This is a genomic window from Collinsella sp. An268 (genome assembly GCF_002159765.1).
Classification (GTDB): domain Bacteria; phylum Actinomycetota; class Coriobacteriia; order Coriobacteriales; family Coriobacteriaceae; genus Coprousia.
On record NZ_NFJH01000007.1, the window covers coordinates 1 to 15,233 of the forward strand.

At 64.0% G+C, this 15,233-nt stretch carries 17 protein-coding genes; 9 read left to right on the top strand and 8 right to left on the bottom strand.

The annotated features are described in order from the left end of the window. Positions 1 to 88: 88 nt before the first annotated feature. Together B5F70_RS06580 and B5F70_RS06585 are read right to left on the bottom strand one after the other, a co-directional pair. Positions 89 to 1,519 carry a PTS transporter subunit EIIC gene (locus tag B5F70_RS06580; protein WP_158094952.1) on the bottom strand — a complete coding sequence of 477 codons (1,431 nt, stop codon included), beginning with the start codon at positions 1,517 to 1,519 and terminating at the stop codon, positions 89 to 91. Between the two features lie 136 nt (positions 1,520 to 1,655). Then, positions 1,656 to 2,501, bottom strand: coding sequence for a PRD domain-containing protein (locus B5F70_RS06585; protein WP_158094953.1), 846 nt, complete (start codon positions 2,499 to 2,501; stop codon positions 1,656 to 1,658). Positions 2,502 to 2,775: 274 nt separating this feature from the next. Here B5F70_RS06585 and B5F70_RS06590 point away from each other — a divergent pair, with 274 nt between their 5' ends. The 3 genes from B5F70_RS06590 to B5F70_RS06600 all read left to right on the top strand — a co-directional run bounded on the left by B5F70_RS06590 (position 2,776) and on the right by B5F70_RS06600 (position 4,691). After that, the gene (locus B5F70_RS06590; protein ID WP_087204783.1) at positions 2,776 to 3,078 is read left to right on the top strand and encodes a hypothetical protein; all 303 of its coding nucleotides are present in this window, start codon (positions 2,776 to 2,778) and stop codon (positions 3,076 to 3,078) included. Then, complete coding sequence (locus B5F70_RS06595; RefSeq protein ID WP_087204784.1) at positions 3,078 to 3,344, top strand: hypothetical protein; 267 nt, start codon at positions 3,078 to 3,080, stop codon at positions 3,342 to 3,344. The genes B5F70_RS06590 and B5F70_RS06595 overlap by 1 nt, the downstream gene beginning before the upstream one ends. A gap of 171 nt (positions 3,345 to 3,515) precedes the next feature. Next, positions 3,516 to 4,691, top strand: a complete 1,176-nt coding sequence (locus B5F70_RS06600; RefSeq protein ID WP_158094954.1) for a MupG family TIM beta-alpha barrel fold protein — start codon at positions 3,516 to 3,518, stop codon at positions 4,689 to 4,691. 73 nt (positions 4,692 to 4,764) lie between these two features. Here the strand turns inward: B5F70_RS06600 and B5F70_RS06605 are convergent, their stop codons facing one another. Next, entirely contained in the window at positions 4,765 to 6,306 is a 1,542-nt protein-coding gene (locus B5F70_RS06605; RefSeq protein ID WP_087204786.1) for an alpha-L-arabinofuranosidase C-terminal domain-containing protein, read from the bottom strand. 468 nt (positions 6,307 to 6,774) lie between these two features. Between B5F70_RS06605 and B5F70_RS06610 the strand changes: the two genes are divergently transcribed. Then, a complete protein-coding gene (locus B5F70_RS06610; protein WP_087204787.1) occupies positions 6,775 to 7,032 on the top strand; it encodes a hypothetical protein in 258 nt (85 codons plus the stop codon). Here B5F70_RS06610 and B5F70_RS06615 read toward each other — a convergent pair. The 4 genes from B5F70_RS06615 to trxA form a co-directional block, all read right to left on the bottom strand. Beyond that, positions 7,029 to 7,529 (bottom strand): PTS glucose transporter subunit IIA, encoded by a 501-nt coding sequence (locus tag B5F70_RS06615; RefSeq protein WP_087204788.1) that lies wholly within the window; start codon positions 7,527 to 7,529, stop codon positions 7,029 to 7,031. The genes B5F70_RS06610 and B5F70_RS06615 overlap by 4 nt on opposite strands. A gap of 247 nt (positions 7,530 to 7,776) precedes the next feature. After that, entirely contained in the window at positions 7,777 to 8,220 is a 444-nt protein-coding gene (gene nikR, locus B5F70_RS06620) for a nickel-responsive transcriptional regulator NikR (protein WP_087204789.1), read from the bottom strand. 2 nt (positions 8,221 to 8,222) lie between these two features. Beyond that, a complete protein-coding gene (locus B5F70_RS06625; protein WP_087204790.1) occupies positions 8,223 to 8,471 on the bottom strand; it encodes a hypothetical protein in 249 nt (82 codons plus the stop codon). 203 nt (positions 8,472 to 8,674) lie between these two features. Further along, positions 8,675 to 8,995 (bottom strand): thioredoxin, encoded by a 321-nt coding sequence (trxA, locus tag B5F70_RS06630; RefSeq protein ID WP_087204791.1) that lies wholly within the window; start codon positions 8,993 to 8,995, stop codon positions 8,675 to 8,677. Positions 8,996 to 9,174: 179 nt separating this feature from the next. On the opposite strand from trxA, the gene B5F70_RS06635 reads away from it, so the two are divergent. Further along, positions 9,175 to 9,753: a hypothetical protein gene (locus B5F70_RS06635; protein WP_087204792.1), complete on the top strand. Its 579-nt coding sequence runs from the start codon at positions 9,175 to 9,177 to the stop codon at positions 9,751 to 9,753. Positions 9,754 to 10,154: 401 nt separating this feature from the next. Here the strand turns inward: B5F70_RS06635 and B5F70_RS06640 are convergent, their stop codons facing one another. Continuing rightward, entirely contained in the window at positions 10,155 to 10,340 is a 186-nt protein-coding gene (locus B5F70_RS06640) for a 4Fe-4S binding protein (RefSeq protein WP_087204793.1), read from the bottom strand. A 499-nt stretch (positions 10,341 to 10,839) separates the two neighbouring features. Between B5F70_RS06640 and dnaK the strand changes: the two genes are divergently transcribed. The 4 genes from dnaK to B5F70_RS06660 all read left to right on the top strand — a co-directional run bounded on the left by dnaK (position 10,840) and on the right by B5F70_RS06660 (position 15,202). After that, complete coding sequence (gene dnaK / locus B5F70_RS06645) at positions 10,840 to 12,744, top strand: molecular chaperone DnaK (protein ID WP_087204794.1); 1,905 nt, start codon at positions 10,840 to 10,842, stop codon at positions 12,742 to 12,744. Between the two features lie 71 nt (positions 12,745 to 12,815). Next, a complete protein-coding gene (locus B5F70_RS06650; protein WP_241145928.1) occupies positions 12,816 to 13,613 on the top strand; it encodes a nucleotide exchange factor GrpE in 798 nt (265 codons plus the stop codon). A 106-nt stretch (positions 13,614 to 13,719) separates the two neighbouring features. Further along, on the top strand, positions 13,720 to 14,673 hold the full coding sequence (locus tag B5F70_RS06655) for a J domain-containing protein (RefSeq protein WP_087204796.1): 954 nt from the start codon (positions 13,720 to 13,722) through the stop codon (positions 14,671 to 14,673). Between the two features lie 73 nt (positions 14,674 to 14,746). Further along, positions 14,747 to 15,202: a helix-turn-helix transcriptional regulator gene (locus B5F70_RS06660; RefSeq protein ID WP_087204797.1), complete on the top strand. Its 456-nt coding sequence runs from the start codon at positions 14,747 to 14,749 to the stop codon at positions 15,200 to 15,202. The last annotated feature ends 31 nt before the right edge of the window (positions 15,203 to 15,233 follow it).

Genomic DNA, 15,233 nt, shown 5'->3' on the forward strand with positions numbered 1-15,233 from the left:
GGGGGGGAGTCCTGCGTCCGGGCGCTGCGGTTGTTGGGCGCGGCCGTCAGTGCCTTGCGGGGCTGCGCACAGCGGTTGTTTTGCGAATCTACGCGCGCTCGCTCACAGGGCCGTTCTCGATCTCATCCTTGGTGAAGCCAAAGAACCACGTGACGATGAACGAGACAGCAAAACCGGCGGAAGCGGCGATGCAGGCGGAAACGAGGTTGCCCGTACCACCTCCCACGAACGTGAGGATGGAAAGCACGCTCGAGGGCAAGCCGGCGACATAAGCCGTCACGCCAAGAGCAAGCGCGAGGGCGCCCGAGACAAAGCTGCCAACCATGCTGCATACGAAGAGCTTGGGGTAGCGGAAGTCCATGCCGTAGATGAACGGCTCGCCGACGCCACCAATGAGCTGTGCGATCAGGTAGCCGGCGCAGGCGCTCTTCTCTTCAGCGAGCTTGAGCTTTAAGAACGAGGCAATCTCTGCGCCAAAGGCCGGCCACAGGCTGATGGTGATTGCCACAAAGATGAAGGGATCGGAACCTGCCTGGAGGAAGGCGACCTGTGCGATGCCGATGAGCGCCACATGCATGCCGGTGATGACCATGGGCAACCAGGCAGCAGCGAGGATGCCGCCGCCGATGATAGAGATGATGCCGCCCGAGGTGCCAATGAAGTTGAACGCAGCGGCGAGTCCGTTACCGAGCCACGAGCCAATCGGCGCGAGCAGGCAGAGCATAATGGGCAGCGTGATACCAAGCGTGAGGAACGGAGTGAAGACGGTCTGCAGCGCATCGGGCATGTTCTTGCGCAGGATGCGCTCGAGTGCGTAGGCAACGGGGATTGTCAGCAAAATGGGGAGCACGGTTTGAGCATAGCTGCCCGGGGTGCAGGGGAAAGCGCCATAAATGCTGAACGCAGTTCCCTCGCTGGCGAGTGCCGAGAAATTGGGCTCTATGAGCATGCCACCCAGAAACGCGCCGAGGATGGGCGTGAGGCCGATTTGTTTGGCAGCGTTGTAACCAAGGTAGATGGGCATGAAGTAGAACGCGGCGTTGTAGATCATGTCCATAAGGCGCACAACATCGCTATCGGCGGCGAGCACGCCCGTCATCGTTGGCCCGAGCACCACACCGACGGTCTTGAAGAGACCAGCTGCGAGAAGCACGGGAATCATAGGCGTCATGGAGCCGGCGAGGTAGTTCATGATGCGCTTGCCAACCACGGAAGGGGTCAGCTTCTCGGCAGGGGCATCGAGGTTCTCGTCGATGGCCGCCTGCTTGGCAAAACCACCCATGGCGCAGAGCTCGTCATAGACCTTCGGCACGTTCTGGCCGATGATGATCTGGAACTGTCCGCCGGATTCCTGAGCACCCAGCACGCCGTTGATCTTTTTGACGGCAGCGGCATCGGGTACGGTGCGGTCCTTCAGCGTGAAGCGCAGGCGCGTCATGCAATGGGTTACGAAACTGACGTTGCTCTTGCCTCCCACAGCTTCGAGCACGTCTGCTGCGATCTGCTTGTTGTCAGCCACGGCTGCTCCTTTCTCTGTCCGCCTTTGCAGGCGGTGGTCGTTTTGTTTCACGACCGCTGATGTTCCCTATGCCCTGGTCGGCGTGCGCGCCGCACCGACCCCGGATAGCAATCTTTTCGCGTCGAGCACCGGGGTATTAACCCTCGTTGGCGCTTGGATGCGAGCAGATACGGTTGATATGGAGGATGAGGTAGAGCTTCTCCTCATCGGTAAGTTCTTGCTGGTACGTGCTCATCAACAGGGCCGCAATGGCTTCTACACAGGTGGATGCCTGCGGATTGTCGGTGGCTGCCAAGGCATACATGCCCGAGTTCTCGCTTGCGATGGCGTCTCCTGTCGCAACGCGCCGAATGAGGTATTGGACGTGCGTGGCAAAGCGCGCAAAACCAAAGCCCTCGCGATCGACCGCTGTGCCCATGGTCTCCTCAACAATGCGCGTGATGTCTTCCAGTAGGCGGTCCTGCGTCTCGGCGGAATCGCTGGATACGGCACCGGCGGAGCTGTATGCACCGTTGATGATGCACATAGCAATGCCGGCTATCTCGTTGCGAGGCAGCGTGACCTCAAACAGGTGGTCAATACGTGTGAGCGCCCACTGCGCGATCTTATATTCCAGTGGATAGTTCTGCTGCAAATCGTAGGAAAGGGGCGTCGAGAGATAGATATGCTCTCGCATGCGCTGCACGGCAAATTGGATGTGGTCGGCTAGCGCTACCTCGATATTAGGCGAGAGCCCATAGGTGAGCATGCTGCGTGCCATGTCGATGATCTGAGCGCTTACCTCCAGATAGGCAAGGTCGAGGTCGCGCATGAGCTCAACATAGCGCGGTTCAACGTCATAGAAGGTGTGGTCGACAAGGTCGAGGTCAAGCTCGCTGCCGAGTGTGGCCTGTGCGAGCCCGCGACCGAGCGCCACGACCTGATGGCCAGCGGAGTCCACGCAGAGCACGGCATTGTTGTTGATGCGCTTAACGACGACCACGGTGCCTCCCCTCGGCATGAAAAAACGGAACAGACATAGTACGCCTCTTAGCGTCCAGTCTGCCCCGTCGCGATTGCGTGGGTTACACCCTGTGCTCCCGCATAGTAGGAGCGCGGGCGCTGGTCTGTCAAGTAAGCTTTATCGCCTACCGCTCGGCGGCGAATTTCTACCGTTTGTCTCTTGTGGATCAGAGTCGGATTCCAAAATAGACAGCTAATCATATAGATAATTATCTATATAATGTAGGGAATATAGATTATCAGGGGAGGTCCCAATGGTTTTTGAGCCGGCAAGCGTGTATCCCATCAGCGCACTTCAGAAAAATCAGCGTGAAGTTCGTGAGGCGGCAAAGAGCAAGCTTCTGCGCATCACGGAAAACGGGGCCTCTGCCTATGTGTTCTGCTCGGAGGAAGTGCTCGAGCAGACCATCGAGCGCGCCGTAGCAGAGGCTCTTTATGAGCGCGAGTGCCTTGAGGCGTACGAGCGCGGGGAAAGCGATATTCGAGAGGGCCGCTATGTGGAGGGCGTCGATGCCCTAAAGTCCGCTGTTTCCGCGCGCCGTGCGCGAGTTGCCTAATGACGCGCCTGATATTCTCCGATACGTTTGTCGATGCGCTGGCAGACGTTCAGTCGGAGCGCGTCTATCAGCGCATCATTACGCTTGTGTCCTACCTTGAGCACATGCCAGAGATGGGCTCCCCCGATGTGCCTGAGGCGGCGCGTCGGCGTTTTGGCGAAGGTGCGCGCAAGCTGGTCGCGAGCCCCTTTGACGTGCTGTACCTATACGATGCCGACCGCGATGAGGTGCATGTTGACGGGTTGGTGCACCAGCGTGCATTGTGACGAGCGGCCGGTTTCGAATACGTTCGAACCGCGTGCGATATAGCAGAGATGGCAGCCAGTCGCCGAATACGTGCGTGCCGTCCGCCGGTGTTCGCCGTCAGCTTGCGGCACAGAGGCAGTAGCTTCGATACAGTTGACTCGCTGTGCAGACAATTCGAGCCAGGAGGTTTTATGGTCAAGCTGGGAGTCTCGGTCTACCCGGAGCAGGAGTCGGCGGAAGAGCTCGCTTCGTATCTCGAGCGTGTGGCGGCTGCCGGTTTCAAAAAGGTGTTTACCAGCATGTTCTCGGTCGACGAGGGGGCAGATGCTCTTGTGGAGCGTTTTGGGTCGCTCGCGGAGCGCGTACATGCGCTGGGGATGGAGCTCTCGGTTGACGTGAACCCCATGCTCTTTGACCGTATTGGGGCTGCGGCCGATAACCTCGAGATCTTCCACCGCATGGGCATCGACGTGCTGCGCATGGACATGCCGTTTTTCGATGAACGCAACGCCGCGCTGATAGAGAACCCCTATGGTATCGGCATCGAGTTCAACGCCATGATGGAGGATCTGCTCTGCCGCTTCATTCCGGCGGAGCTCATGCCCAAGGTCGCGGTGTGCCACAACTTCTACCCGCAGCGCTTCACAGCGGAGAGCGTCGAGGCCTACTGCCAGATGAATACTTTCTGGAAGGCGCGCGGCGCGCGGGTGGGCATGTTCATCAGCAGCCGGAGCGAGGGCGCGCGCGGCCCCTGGCCGGTGCGCGAGGGCCTTCCCACCGTGGAGGACCATCGCGACATGCCCCTTGAGCTGCAACTGCGCCATGCCCTGTTGCTGGGGGACGTCGACGAGATCCTGATCGGCAACGAGCCGGCGACCGACGAGGAGCTTGTCGCCGTAGGCGCGCTCATGCGCAAGCTCGCCGGCGAGGACGAGCCGAAGGCTTCGGACGGCGCCGCATCGCAGTTCGACGGGATCGCGGCGCTCTTCGGTGCGGGCGAGCGCACGCTCCTGCACGTCGACCTCGATGATGATATCTCGCCCATCGAGCGCTCGATCGCGCTGGACTACCGGCGCCACAGCGACGGCGGCGACGGCACCGCGTACATGCTGCGCTCCCGCATGACGCGCATGTCCTACCGCGGCCAGGCTATCGAGCCGCGTGCCTGGGCGGAGCCCATGTTCCATCGCGGTGATATCGTGGTGGTGAACGACAATCTCGCGCATTACCGCGCCGAGCTGCAGATCGTGCTCAAGGATATGCCCAACGATGGACAGCGCAACCACATCGGCCGCATCGCGCCCGAGGAGCTTTTCCTGCTCGATGCGCTGGGCCCGCGCGTCACGTTCCTGCTCGAGGAGGCGTAGCCGGCGGCTGCCGATGCAACAGTTGTACGCGCCCGCCTCATGATGGGGCGGGCACGTGTCTGTGCGGAGCGCCTTACCTTATGTGCAGGACCGTCCAGCTGATCGGCGGCAACGTGACGCGCACCGTGCCGGACGCGGCGTCGAGCGCGGCCGAATCGTTGGCGTAGGGAGCGACGCGCTCCCGGTCGTTAAGGGTGTTGGCGGCAAACGGGTCGCTGTCGTGCAGGGTCGTCGCCTCGACGGTCTCCGCGGTGCCGGGCACCGTGACCTCGAAGGCGGCGGGGGCGTCTTGCGAGCGGTTGGTCGCGAACACGGCCAGCGTGCCGTCCGCGCAGCGCACCGCCACGGCGTTCACGCCGTTGACCGCGCCGTAGCGCGGGGTCGCCACGGTGTCGGCGGTAAGCTTGGGCTCCAGCACGGTGCCGCCCTTCGCCAGGCGCGCGGTCAGGGCAAACGGCCAGAACGTGGTCTGGCGCCACGCCGGACCGCCCGGCTCGGTCATGATCGGGGCGATGACGTTCACGAGTTGCGCCACGCAGGCGGCGCGCACACGGTCGGCGTTTTTCAGCAGCGTGATAAGGAGGTCGCCGAAGACCACGGCGTCGGCGACCGAGTAGATGTCCTCGAGCAGGCGCGGGGCGACCGGCCAGTTGCCCCTGCCCTCGGGGACCTTGCTCGGCTCCTCGCCCTGATACCAGACGTTCCACTCGTCAAACGAGATAGAGACGTCGTGCGTGCTTTTGAGGCGCGCCTTGGTGGCGTCGATGATGGCGGCGACGTCGTTGATGAAGCCGTCCATGTCCTCGCCCGACGCGAGGAAGCTCGCCATGTCGCGCGTGCCATCGTCGTTGAGGGCGGGCTGGTAGTACGCATGGCAGGAGATGAAATCCACGTTTTCGAAGGTCCGCTCCAGCACGGTCTGCTCCCAGGCGCCGAAGGTGGGCATGCCGTGCGACGAGGAGCCGCAGACGACCAGCTCGACATCTGGATCGATCTGGCGCATGCCGGCGGCGACGGAGGCCGCGAGCGTGCCGTAGTCCTCGGCGGTCTTGTGCCCGAGCTGCCAGGGCCCGTCCATCTCGTTGCCAAGGCACCACATGCGGATGTCGAACGGCTCGTCGGCGCCGTTGGCGCGCCGGCGCTCAGAGAGCGCCGTGCCACCGGGGATGTTGGCGTATTCCAGGAGGTCAAGGGCCTCTTCAAGGCCGCGCGTGCCGAGGTTCACGGCCTCCATCAGCTCGTTGCCGCCCGTGGCTGCGAGCCATGCGGCCATCTCGTGCAGGCCGAACTCGTTGGTCTCGGTCGAGTGCCAGGCAAGATCGAGTCGGCGCGGGCGCTCCTCCCGGGGGCCGACGCCGTCCTCCCAGCGGTATCCGGAGACGAAGTTCCCCCCGGGGTAGCGGACGGCGGTGACGCCGAGTTCGCGCACGAGCTCGATCACGTCGCGGCGAAAGCCATGCTCGTCGGCGGTGGGGTGCTCCGGCTCGTAGATGCCGGTGTATACGCAGCGGCCCAGGTGCTCTACAAACGAGCCGAACAGGCGGTCGTGAACGGCCCCCACTTGAAAATCGTCTTCAACGACAAGACGCGCCGAGAGATGGTTCTGCTGATCCATGGGCTTCCTTTCACTTGGGTGTGCGCTCGGAGCGATGCGGACGGGCCGTTGGCGCGCGCCGACGCCCGGTACCGAAACCTTAGTACAACTCGGTGCCGGGGCAGGGGACTCATTTTTGCGGCGCCGCAAGCGATCCTTTCGCGGACGGCGGCGTGGGGCCGGGCCGGGCGAATCGGGGGGGTGCGTGCAGGGCGATTGCGCCGGCGCCCGGCGGGCGGGCCGGTGACGGGATGGGCCGGTGCGCACCCTGTTTTTTCACCTTCTTGCCGCGAACGGTAGCAAACAGGTCGTGAACGGCATTTTGCCGAAATGCATTTTTTCTGGGCCGGCGTCGTTCACGGAATCCCATCCTGTTCGAGCAAGTTGTACGCGACAGGCATAATGCAAATCGGAGTGAGATAGCGGCCGCGTTTCTCTAACCACAAATGTCCTAACTGAGACCCAATCAATTTGAGGGGAGTGGGGTCAATGAAGGTAGATGTGGCTGGAGTCATGAAGCGCTTTTCCGGCGCGATGATTCAACCTGTGATGCTCTTGTCGGTCGCCGGCATCATGTTGGCGCTTGCCTCGGTTCTGCGCCTGAAGAGGCGCGCCGGTGCGTCTCGGGTGCGTAAGACGAGAGCGCCCGGCGATGACCGGGCGCTCTCTTGTAGACGGATGGACGTCGGGCGCGAGCGATATGCCCGCCGCAGCGCGGCACGGGCGACGCTCCTTCTGCCCTCTTAGGCAAACCAGATGGCGGTGTCTTGCACAGTTACCGAGCCGTCGTCGTGCTTGTGGAGGTTGCCTGAGCAGGTGTGCTCGGCAACGAGGCACATGGTTACCGGGTCGTAGCCCGCGGCGCGGATCTTCTCGATATCGATATCGAGTAGCTTCTGGCCAGCCGTGACGCGGTCGCCCTGCGCAACGTGCAGTGTGAAGCCATCGCCCTGCATCTCAACGGTGTCGATGCCTACGTGGACCATGACGGTGATACCGTTGTCGCCGGTGATACCAAAGGCGTGGCCCGTGGGGAAAAGCGCATCGACCGTGCCCGAGACCGGGGCGATAACAGCACCCTCGGTGGGCACGATGGCCACGCCGTCGCCCATGGCCTTACTGGCAAACGCCTGATCGGCGACGGTAGAGATGTCGGCCAGTGTGCCGGTGACCGGGCAGAGGACGCTCGGTGCGGGTGCGGAGGTATCGGCTTCTTTGGTGAAGAGCTTGGAGAAGAGTCCCATGGTGTTTCCTTTCTAAGCGGGCGGCTGGCCAATGCACCGTGCCCGATGGATGTGGGCAATTGCCTGGGGCGGTACTTGAAACCCTAGGCATGCAAAAACCCCGGCTGAGCAAACCGGGTTCTGCGGAAACACGCGACTCTATGCAATTCTTGCGACAAGGACAGTGTAGTTGTCCGTCCTGCCCGCGTTGCGCAGCCATCCTCCGAGCGGGCGCAATCGCTCGGTAGACGGCTGCGGCACGCAGGCGTCAGCGCTCGAGGCTCTCTTCGGTGGCGGCGCAGGTGAGCTCGCCGTGCTTTACGCCCCGCAGCCCCAGGAGCTTGTCGGCAAGCTCGTATACGCGCTCGCCACGGCCCTTAAGGGCAAGAATCTCCAGGCAGTTATGGTGATCGAGGTGCACGTGCATGGTCGAGACGATCTCGTGCGTGTAATCGTGCTGGATGGCGTCGAGCCTGCGGGTGAGGTCGCCCGTGTGATGGTCGTAGATCATGGTGAGCGAGCCTATGACCTCGGCATTGGGCGTGCGCAGCTCGTCTTGCACCAGGGATGCGCGGATGAGGTCGCGAATCGCCTCGGACCGGTTGGCAGGGCCTCCGGCGCGCGCGATCTGCGCATCGAAAGCGGCAAGGAGCTCAGCCGGGATGGCGATGGAGAAGCGGGCAAGTTCGCCTGTGGTGCCGTGGGCTCCCATGGCTACACCAGGCGCACGGAGCCAACGGAGTTGTGGTCGGCCTCGATGGCGTCCTCGTAACCGGCGAGCGCTTCGCGCGCCTCGTCAAGCGCCTTCATGGCGCGGCTGAGCTTCTCCTCAATGCGCTGCATGTCAAAGGCCTCGGTGGCATGGTAGAGGTCGTGGCTCCACGTGCGGGCAAGCGCGATGGTGTCGTCTACCTGCTTGACGCTCATGGCGAGCTGACTCATGTTCATTCCAACGTCATGCATGGTATGTCTCCTTACACGGCGGGGTTTCGCTGCCCTGCGCTTAGTTTAGGTGGTCGTCCCGATTGTACCAGCATCATCAACAGGCGGTGCATACCGTGAGAGGCCGTATATGCAAACGCCCCGGGCCGCATTGGTGCGGGCCCGGGGCGAGAGACGAGGCGCAAGCGCGGGCGGGGGAGTCGCGATCCCGCCCGACGCCGCGCTTACAGGTAGTTCTCGAGCTCGGCGGCAAGACGCGCCTTGGGCATGGCGCCCACGGTGCGGCCCACCTCCTGGCCGCCCTTGAACACCACGAGCGTGGGGATGGACATGACGCCAAACTTCATGGCGAGGTCCTGGTTCTCGTCGACGTTGCACTTGGCAACCTTGAGACGGCCGGCCAGCTCGTCGGCCAGCTCGTCGACGATGGGGGAAAGCGTGCGGCACGGGCCGCACCACGGTGCCCAGAAGTCGATAAGGACGGGCAGCTCCTCGGTCATGAGGGCATCAAAGGACTCGGCGGTTACCGTCGTGATATCTGCCATGGTTCCTCCTCGGGGGAGTGCGCTTATGCGGCGCTTCGGTTGGTTACGTTGGGGCTTATACCCATCCGGCGGCAGCTTACACAAAATGAGGGCGCACAAGAATCCTTTTTCTTGCGGCGAGCGCGTACAATGGGTGGCACGCGCCGCCGACCGGGCGGCGCAGATACGGAGGAGGATCGATGGGCATATCGGCGCGCGAGACACGTGCGGCGTATCTAACTGCGGCGGAGGCCGAGCTCAAAAGCCTGGAGGCGCGGGGCGTCCGTATGGAGGGCGATGGTTTTTCGCCCATCGTGCTCGTTAAGGGTGAGCTCAATGACGCCGAGCGTGCCGGCGCGGCGCTTCTCTCCGGCGCCGACGGTACGGCCCTGCGCGCGGCGCTGCTGCGCCTCGGCTACGCTCCGGAGGATTTCTGCGCGCTCGCCACCGTTGCCGGGGATGCCGACGATGGCAGTCTTGCGGCCGGTGATGAGGTGCCCGTGGAGCTCTTTCGCGAGGCGCTGGAGGCGCTCGACCCCGAGGCGGTCGTGCTCCTCGACGGGAAGGCGGCGCATGCGATGCGCGAGGCGTATGCCGATGCGCTCGCGCATATCGAGCAGTTTGAAGTGGCGATGCTGGAGCCCGGGCTCGTTGCCCGCGTGCTTGGCCGCCGCGTGCTCGCCCTCGGGGGCTTTGAGGCGTCGCTTGCCGATGCGGCCTCCAAGCAGCGCGTGTGGGCCTATCTCAAGCAGCTCCCACCGCTCGGCTCACCATATTAGCCCCATCTTTTTAACTGCATCTCTCTCAGCTCGGCCCCTCCGCTGCCCGGCCGTACATTAGCGCGTACATTGCCGCGTGTTTTGCCCGGGTGGCCGTACATTTTCTGCGGCAAAGAACCCGTCAATGTGCGCGCGAGTGTACGGTGCGTGAAACCGCAGGTAGCGGCCTGTACATTTCCCCTCGCAATGTGCCCTGGGCCCCGCCTCGGCCGTCGGAGCGCGTTTTGCCGTACATTGCGGCCGATATTGCACCGCGGCCCCGGCAAAAGGGCCTGCAATGTACGCGGTAATGTGCGCAATGAGCCGGGCGTGAAAAAGGGGCTCCCCGCGGGGAGCCCCTATGTGAGCGATGTGCTCGAGTCGTGCGGGCAAAGCCGCCATCGACGATGCAAGGCTAAAGACTAGTCCTCGGTGATCTCGGTGATGGCGCCGGCCGGGCAGTTGTCCTGGCAGATGCCACAGGCGATGCAGGAATCCTCATCAACCACGGTGGCAACGTCCTGCATCTCGAGGACGCCCTGCGGGCAGTCGTCAACGCAGACGCCACAAGCGATGCAATCGTCGGCAGAAATAACGGGATGGGCCATGGTAGTTCCTCCTCTAATAGCGCCCGGCGTCCCAGGCGAATGAGCCGGGTCTGATGGGTTCAATATACCCCGCGCGCGTCTATTTGCAAGACCCTAATGCGGCCAATTCATACCGTTCACCGAGTCAGCCATGGTAAACCTTTTGCAGGTCAATGGCCTACGGGATACCGTAGCAGCTCAGAGGCTGCGCTATGGTGGAGCGCGAGCGGAGCGCGGTAACACGCGGGGTTCGTGCGCGCCACTGCGGTTTGTGGTTGGGCCCCTCGGGGATGGCCGCGCGCGGCAGCGCGGCCCATGCGCCTCCGTCGACCTGTTGGTGGTCACGCTAAAAAATCTTATATGAATTGACTTAGATTTTCTGAAACGTGGCGTATAGGGTGCCCCTATGCAGGATAAGATAGGACCGAACGACAACGATGTCGTGATGTTCCGGCGGCGTGCCGGGGCGCGCGGCAGCAACCGGCGGGCGATGCGCCCCCGGCAAAAGGAGGGACATCCTATGAGCAACAAGATCCTCGGTATCGACCTCGGTACCACCAACTCGGCTATGGCCGTCTTCGAGGGCGGCAACCCCACCATCATCGTCAACGCCGAGGGCGATCGCACCACCCCGTCCGTCGTGGGCTTCCGTGCCGACGGCGACCGCGTGGTGGGCAAGGCCGCCAAGAACCAGGCGGTGACCAACCCCAAGAACACCGTCTTCTCCATCAAGCGCTTCATGGGCCGCAAGTTCTCTGAGGTCTCCTCTGAGCTCAAGACCGTGCCGTACAGCGTCAAGGAGGGCCAGGGCGGTCGTGCCGTCGCCTCCATCGATGGCCAGGACTTCACGCCCGAGCAGGTCAGCGCCATGATTCTGCAGAAGATGAAGACCGATGCCGAGAAGTACCTCGGCGAGACCGTCACGGACGCCGTCATCACCGTGCCGGCCTACTTCAACGACGCGCAGCGCCAGGCAACCAAGGACGCGGGCAAGATCGCGGGCCTGAACGTCAAGCGTATCGTCAACGAGCCGACGGCCGCAGCGCTCGCCTACGGCCTCGACAAGCAGGGCACCGACCAGCGCATTCTCGTCTTCGACCTCGGTGGCGGCACCTTCGACGTCTCCATTCTGGATCTCGCCGACGGCGTGTTTGAGGTGCTCTCCACCTCCGGCGACAACCACCTGGGCGGCGACGACTGGGACCAGCGCGTCATCGACTGGCTCGCCGACAAGTTCCAGCAGGACAACGGCATCGACCTGCGTCAGGACCCCATGGCCCTGCAGCGCCTGAAGGAGGCCGCCGAGAACGCCAAGAAGGAGCTCTCCGCTGCCCAGCAGGCCACCGTCAACCTGCCCTTCATCACCGCTGACGCCACCGGCCCGAAGCACCTCGACTACACGCTCTCCCGCACCGAGTTCGAGCGCATCACGCACGATCTGCTCGAGCGCTGCAAGCAGCCGGTGACCAACGCCCTGCGCGACGCCAACCTGCGCCTCTCCGATCTGACCGAGGTCATCCTCGTCGGCGGCTCCACGCGTATGCCGGCCGTTCAGGACCTCGTCAAGAAGATGACGGGCAAGCAGCCCAACATGTCGGTGAACCCGGACGAGGTCGTGGCCTGCGGCGCTGCCGTTCAGGGCGCCATCCTCGCAGGCGACGGCCCGAGCGACATCCTGCTGCTCGACGTCACCCCGCTGTCGCTCGGCGTCGAGACCATGGGCGGCATCATGACCAAGATGATCGACCGCAACACCACGATCCCGACCTCCAAGACCGAGATCTACTCCACCGCCGCCGACAACCAGACTAGCGTTGAGATCAACGTCCTCCAGGGCGAGCGCGAGCTGGCGCGCGACAACAAGTCGCTCGGTAAGTTCCAGCTCACCGGCATCCCGGCCGCCCGCCGCGGCGTGCCGCAGATCGAGGTCACGTTCGACATCGACGCCAACGGCATCGTGAAGGTCTCCGCTAAGGACAAGGGCACCGGCAAGGAGCAGCAGATCACCATCTCCGGCTCCACCGCGCTTTCCGACGAGGAAGTCGACCGCATGGTCAAGGACGCCGAGGCGCACGCCGAGGAGGACAAGAAGCAGAAGGAAGAGGTCGAGGTCCGCAACCAGACCGACAGCCTGTGCTACTCCACCGAGCAGACCCTGGCCGACCTCGGCGACAAGGTCCCCGGCGACGTGAAGAGCGACGCCGAGAGCGCCATCGCCTCCGCCAAGTCCGCGCTCGAGGGCTCCGATGTGGATGCCATCAAGGCTGCGGGCGACAAGCTCCAGGAGGTCGCCTACAAGCTCGCGCAGATCGTCTACAGCGATGCGCAGGCCGCCACGGAGGGCGGTGCGCAGCCGCAGGGCGCCGATGACGACGTGGTTGACGCCGAGTACGAGGTCGTCGACGACGATAAGGACGCGAAGTAATCATGTGCGCCCGGAACGCTCGCACGGAGGCGGCTCACCCCGCCGCCTCCGCTGACTCTGAGGAGAAGGACGTGAAGATTCCCGTAGAGGACGCCGACGAGGTTCGTGCCGACACGCCTGCCGAGCCCGAGCCCGTGGAGGAGACGCCCGCTGAGGGCACGGACACCGCCGCCGCCGATGCGTCGGAGATGTCTGAGGAGGAGATGATCGAGGCCGCCATCCGCGCCGGCGAAGAGGCCGCGGAGAACGACTTCAAGCTGAAGTACGAGCAAGCGCAAAACGAGCTCGCCGAGGTGCGCCGTCAGCTTGCCGAGGCGGAGGAGGTGCGCGAGGGCGCCGATGCCCGCGTGCGCGAGGCGACCGAGCGCGCCGCCCGCCTGCAGGCCGACTGGGAGAACTTCCGTCGTCGCACGGCGGCTGAGCGCCTGGCCGAGCGCGAGCGCGCCACCGAGAAGCTCGTGACGGCGCTTCTGCCCGTGCTCGACGATATCGAGCGTGCCATCGACCATGCCCGCACGCAGGAGATGGCCGACGACATGAAGCAGTTTGTCGACGGTGTGGACGCGGTTCACACCAAGATGGTCGACGTGCTCGCGCACGAGGGCGTCGAGACCATCGATCCGGCCGGCGAGGCGTTCAACCCGCTCGAGCACCAGGCCGTGGGGCGCGTCGAGGACCCGAGCGTCTTTGACGAGACGGTGCGCGACGTGTACCAGAAGGGCTACCGGATGGCCGACCGTATCCTGCGCGCCGCGATGGTGACGGTTACCTACGGCGGGGCAAAGCGCCCTGCGCCGGAGCCCGCGGATGTGGAGGAGCCGGCTCGGGAGCAGCCCTCGGACACGGCGACCGAGGCGCCTCAGGAGTAAGGGCCAAGGGCTCCGGGCTGCAAGGCTCCGGAGCCCTTATTTTCGAACGGCCCCGCAGCGCCCATGCGGCGCGTGCGGGGCGATAATCTGAGAGGAGGCAAGGCGTATGCCGCAAAAGAATTTCTACGATGTGCTCGGCGTCAAGCGCGACGCCTCCGAGAAGGAGATCAAGACCGCCTTTCGCAAGCTCGCGCAGAAATATCATCCCGACGCGGGCGGCGACGAGGCGAAGTTCAAGGAGATCAGCGAGGCGTACGAGACGCTCTCCGATCCCCAGAAGCGCAAAGAGTACGACCAGCTGCTCATGTTTGGCGGCATGCCCGGCGCCGGCGGACGACCCGGTGGCGCATACAGCTATGCGGGCGGCCCGGGCGCGGGCGGTTGGAGCGATATCTTTAGCAGCATCTTTAATGGCGACGGTGCGTTTGGCAGCGATTGGGCGCAGGGCTTCGGCAACATGGGCGGCGCCCGCGCATCGCGCCCGCAGCGCGGTAACGACCTGTCGCTCACGGTCGATGTCTCGGCTGAGGACGCCTTTATGGGCGCCACGCGCAAGGTGACCTACCGCATTCCCTCGACGGGCGAGCAGCAGGTCATCACCGTGTCGATTCCCGCGGGCGCCGTCGATGGCGGCAAGCTGCGCTACAAGCGCCGCGGTGAGTACGGCGCTAACGGTGGCGAGCGCGGCGATTTGGTGGTGACCACGCATGTCGAGGAGCATCCGCTCTTTAAGCGCAAGGGCGCCGATGTAACCATGACGCTGCCCATCTCGGTCGCCGAGGCGGCCCTCGGCTGCCAGGTGGACGTGCCCACCCCGGGCGGCGCGACGGTGCGCCTCAAGGTGCCGGCCGGCACACAGACGGGCAAGACGTTCCGCTTCAAAGAGATGGGTGCGCCCGACGTGAAGCGCCGCGGGCGCACGGGAGCGCTTCTGGTGAAGATCGAGGTCGAGGTGCCAACGCGTCTGAGCGATGCCGAGCGCCGCGCCTTTGAGCAGTTGCGCGATGGCGATACCCGGGATTATCGTGAACAGGTGAACCGGTACCGTGCACGTGTCTAGCTGATGTGAGGTCTCGGCGGCCGTCGGCGCTCTCAGCGCGGGCGGCCGCCGGTTGTACGAGGAGTTGGTTGAGATGGCTCAGGCGGATCGCGACAAGCCGCTGTACATGATCAGCGTGGCGGCGGAGCTGACGGGCATGCACCCGCAGACCCTGCGCGTCTACGAGTCGAAGGGGCTCGTGAACCCCAAGCGCTCGGGCGGCAACACCCGTCTGTACTCACGCTCGGACATCGAGCGCCTGGAGCTCATCAATCAGCTGACGGACGAGGGCATCAACCTCGCCGGTGTGGTGCGCATTCTCGACATGAAGGAGCGCGCGGAGAAGCGCGAGGCAGAGATCGAGGAGCTCCGTGCCCGCGTGCGCGCGCTTGAGGATGAGGTCGCCGAGTACAAGGTGCAGAAGAAGATCACCGCGCTCGTGCCGCGCGGCGGTTCGGCCGACCCCGAGCAGGTTTTGCGCGGGCTTCTCGGCGGGGGGCGGCCTGTAAAACTGCGTCATTTGGGGACGGGGTCGAAACGCAGCATTTGATGTGCGGCGTTTCGACCCCGTCCCCAAATAA

What these genes read in the sequence shown, in the direction of transcription:
- B5F70_RS06655 (WP_087204796.1), top strand. Translation starts at nt 13,720, where the DNA reads ATGCCGCAAAAGAATTTCTACGATGTGCTCGGCGTCAAGCGCGACGCC.
- B5F70_RS06615 (WP_087204788.1), bottom strand. Translation starts at nt 7,529, where the DNA reads ATGGGACTCTTCTCCAAGCTCTTCACCAAAGAAGCCGATACCTCCGCA.
- dnaK (WP_087204794.1), top strand. Translation starts at nt 10,840, where the DNA reads ATGAGCAACAAGATCCTCGGTATCGACCTCGGTACCACCAACTCGGCT.
- B5F70_RS06600 (WP_158094954.1), top strand. Translation starts at nt 3,516, where the DNA reads ATGGTCAAGCTGGGAGTCTCGGTCTACCCGGAGCAGGAGTCGGCGGAA.
- B5F70_RS06605 (WP_087204786.1), bottom strand. Translation starts at nt 6,306, where the DNA reads ATGGATCAGCAGAACCATCTCTCGGCGCGTCTTGTCGTTGAAGACGAT.
- B5F70_RS06610 (WP_087204787.1), top strand. Translation starts at nt 6,775, where the DNA reads ATGAAGGTAGATGTGGCTGGAGTCATGAAGCGCTTTTCCGGCGCGATG.
- nikR (WP_087204789.1), bottom strand. Translation starts at nt 8,220, where the DNA reads ATGGGAGCCCACGGCACCACAGGCGAACTTGCCCGCTTCTCCATCGCC.
- B5F70_RS06660 (WP_087204797.1), top strand. Translation starts at nt 14,747, where the DNA reads ATGGCTCAGGCGGATCGCGACAAGCCGCTGTACATGATCAGCGTGGCG.
- B5F70_RS06625 (WP_087204790.1), bottom strand. Translation starts at nt 8,471, where the DNA reads ATGCATGACGTTGGAATGAACATGAGTCAGCTCGCCATGAGCGTCAAG.
- trxA (WP_087204791.1), bottom strand. Translation starts at nt 8,995, where the DNA reads ATGGCAGATATCACGACGGTAACCGCCGAGTCCTTTGATGCCCTCATG.
- B5F70_RS06590 (WP_087204783.1), top strand. Translation starts at nt 2,776, where the DNA reads ATGGTTTTTGAGCCGGCAAGCGTGTATCCCATCAGCGCACTTCAGAAA.
- B5F70_RS06635 (WP_087204792.1), top strand. Translation starts at nt 9,175, where the DNA reads ATGGGCATATCGGCGCGCGAGACACGTGCGGCGTATCTAACTGCGGCG.
- B5F70_RS06640 (WP_087204793.1), bottom strand. Translation starts at nt 10,340, where the DNA reads ATGGCCCATCCCGTTATTTCTGCCGACGATTGCATCGCTTGTGGCGTC.
- B5F70_RS06595 (WP_087204784.1), top strand. Translation starts at nt 3,078, where the DNA reads ATGACGCGCCTGATATTCTCCGATACGTTTGTCGATGCGCTGGCAGAC.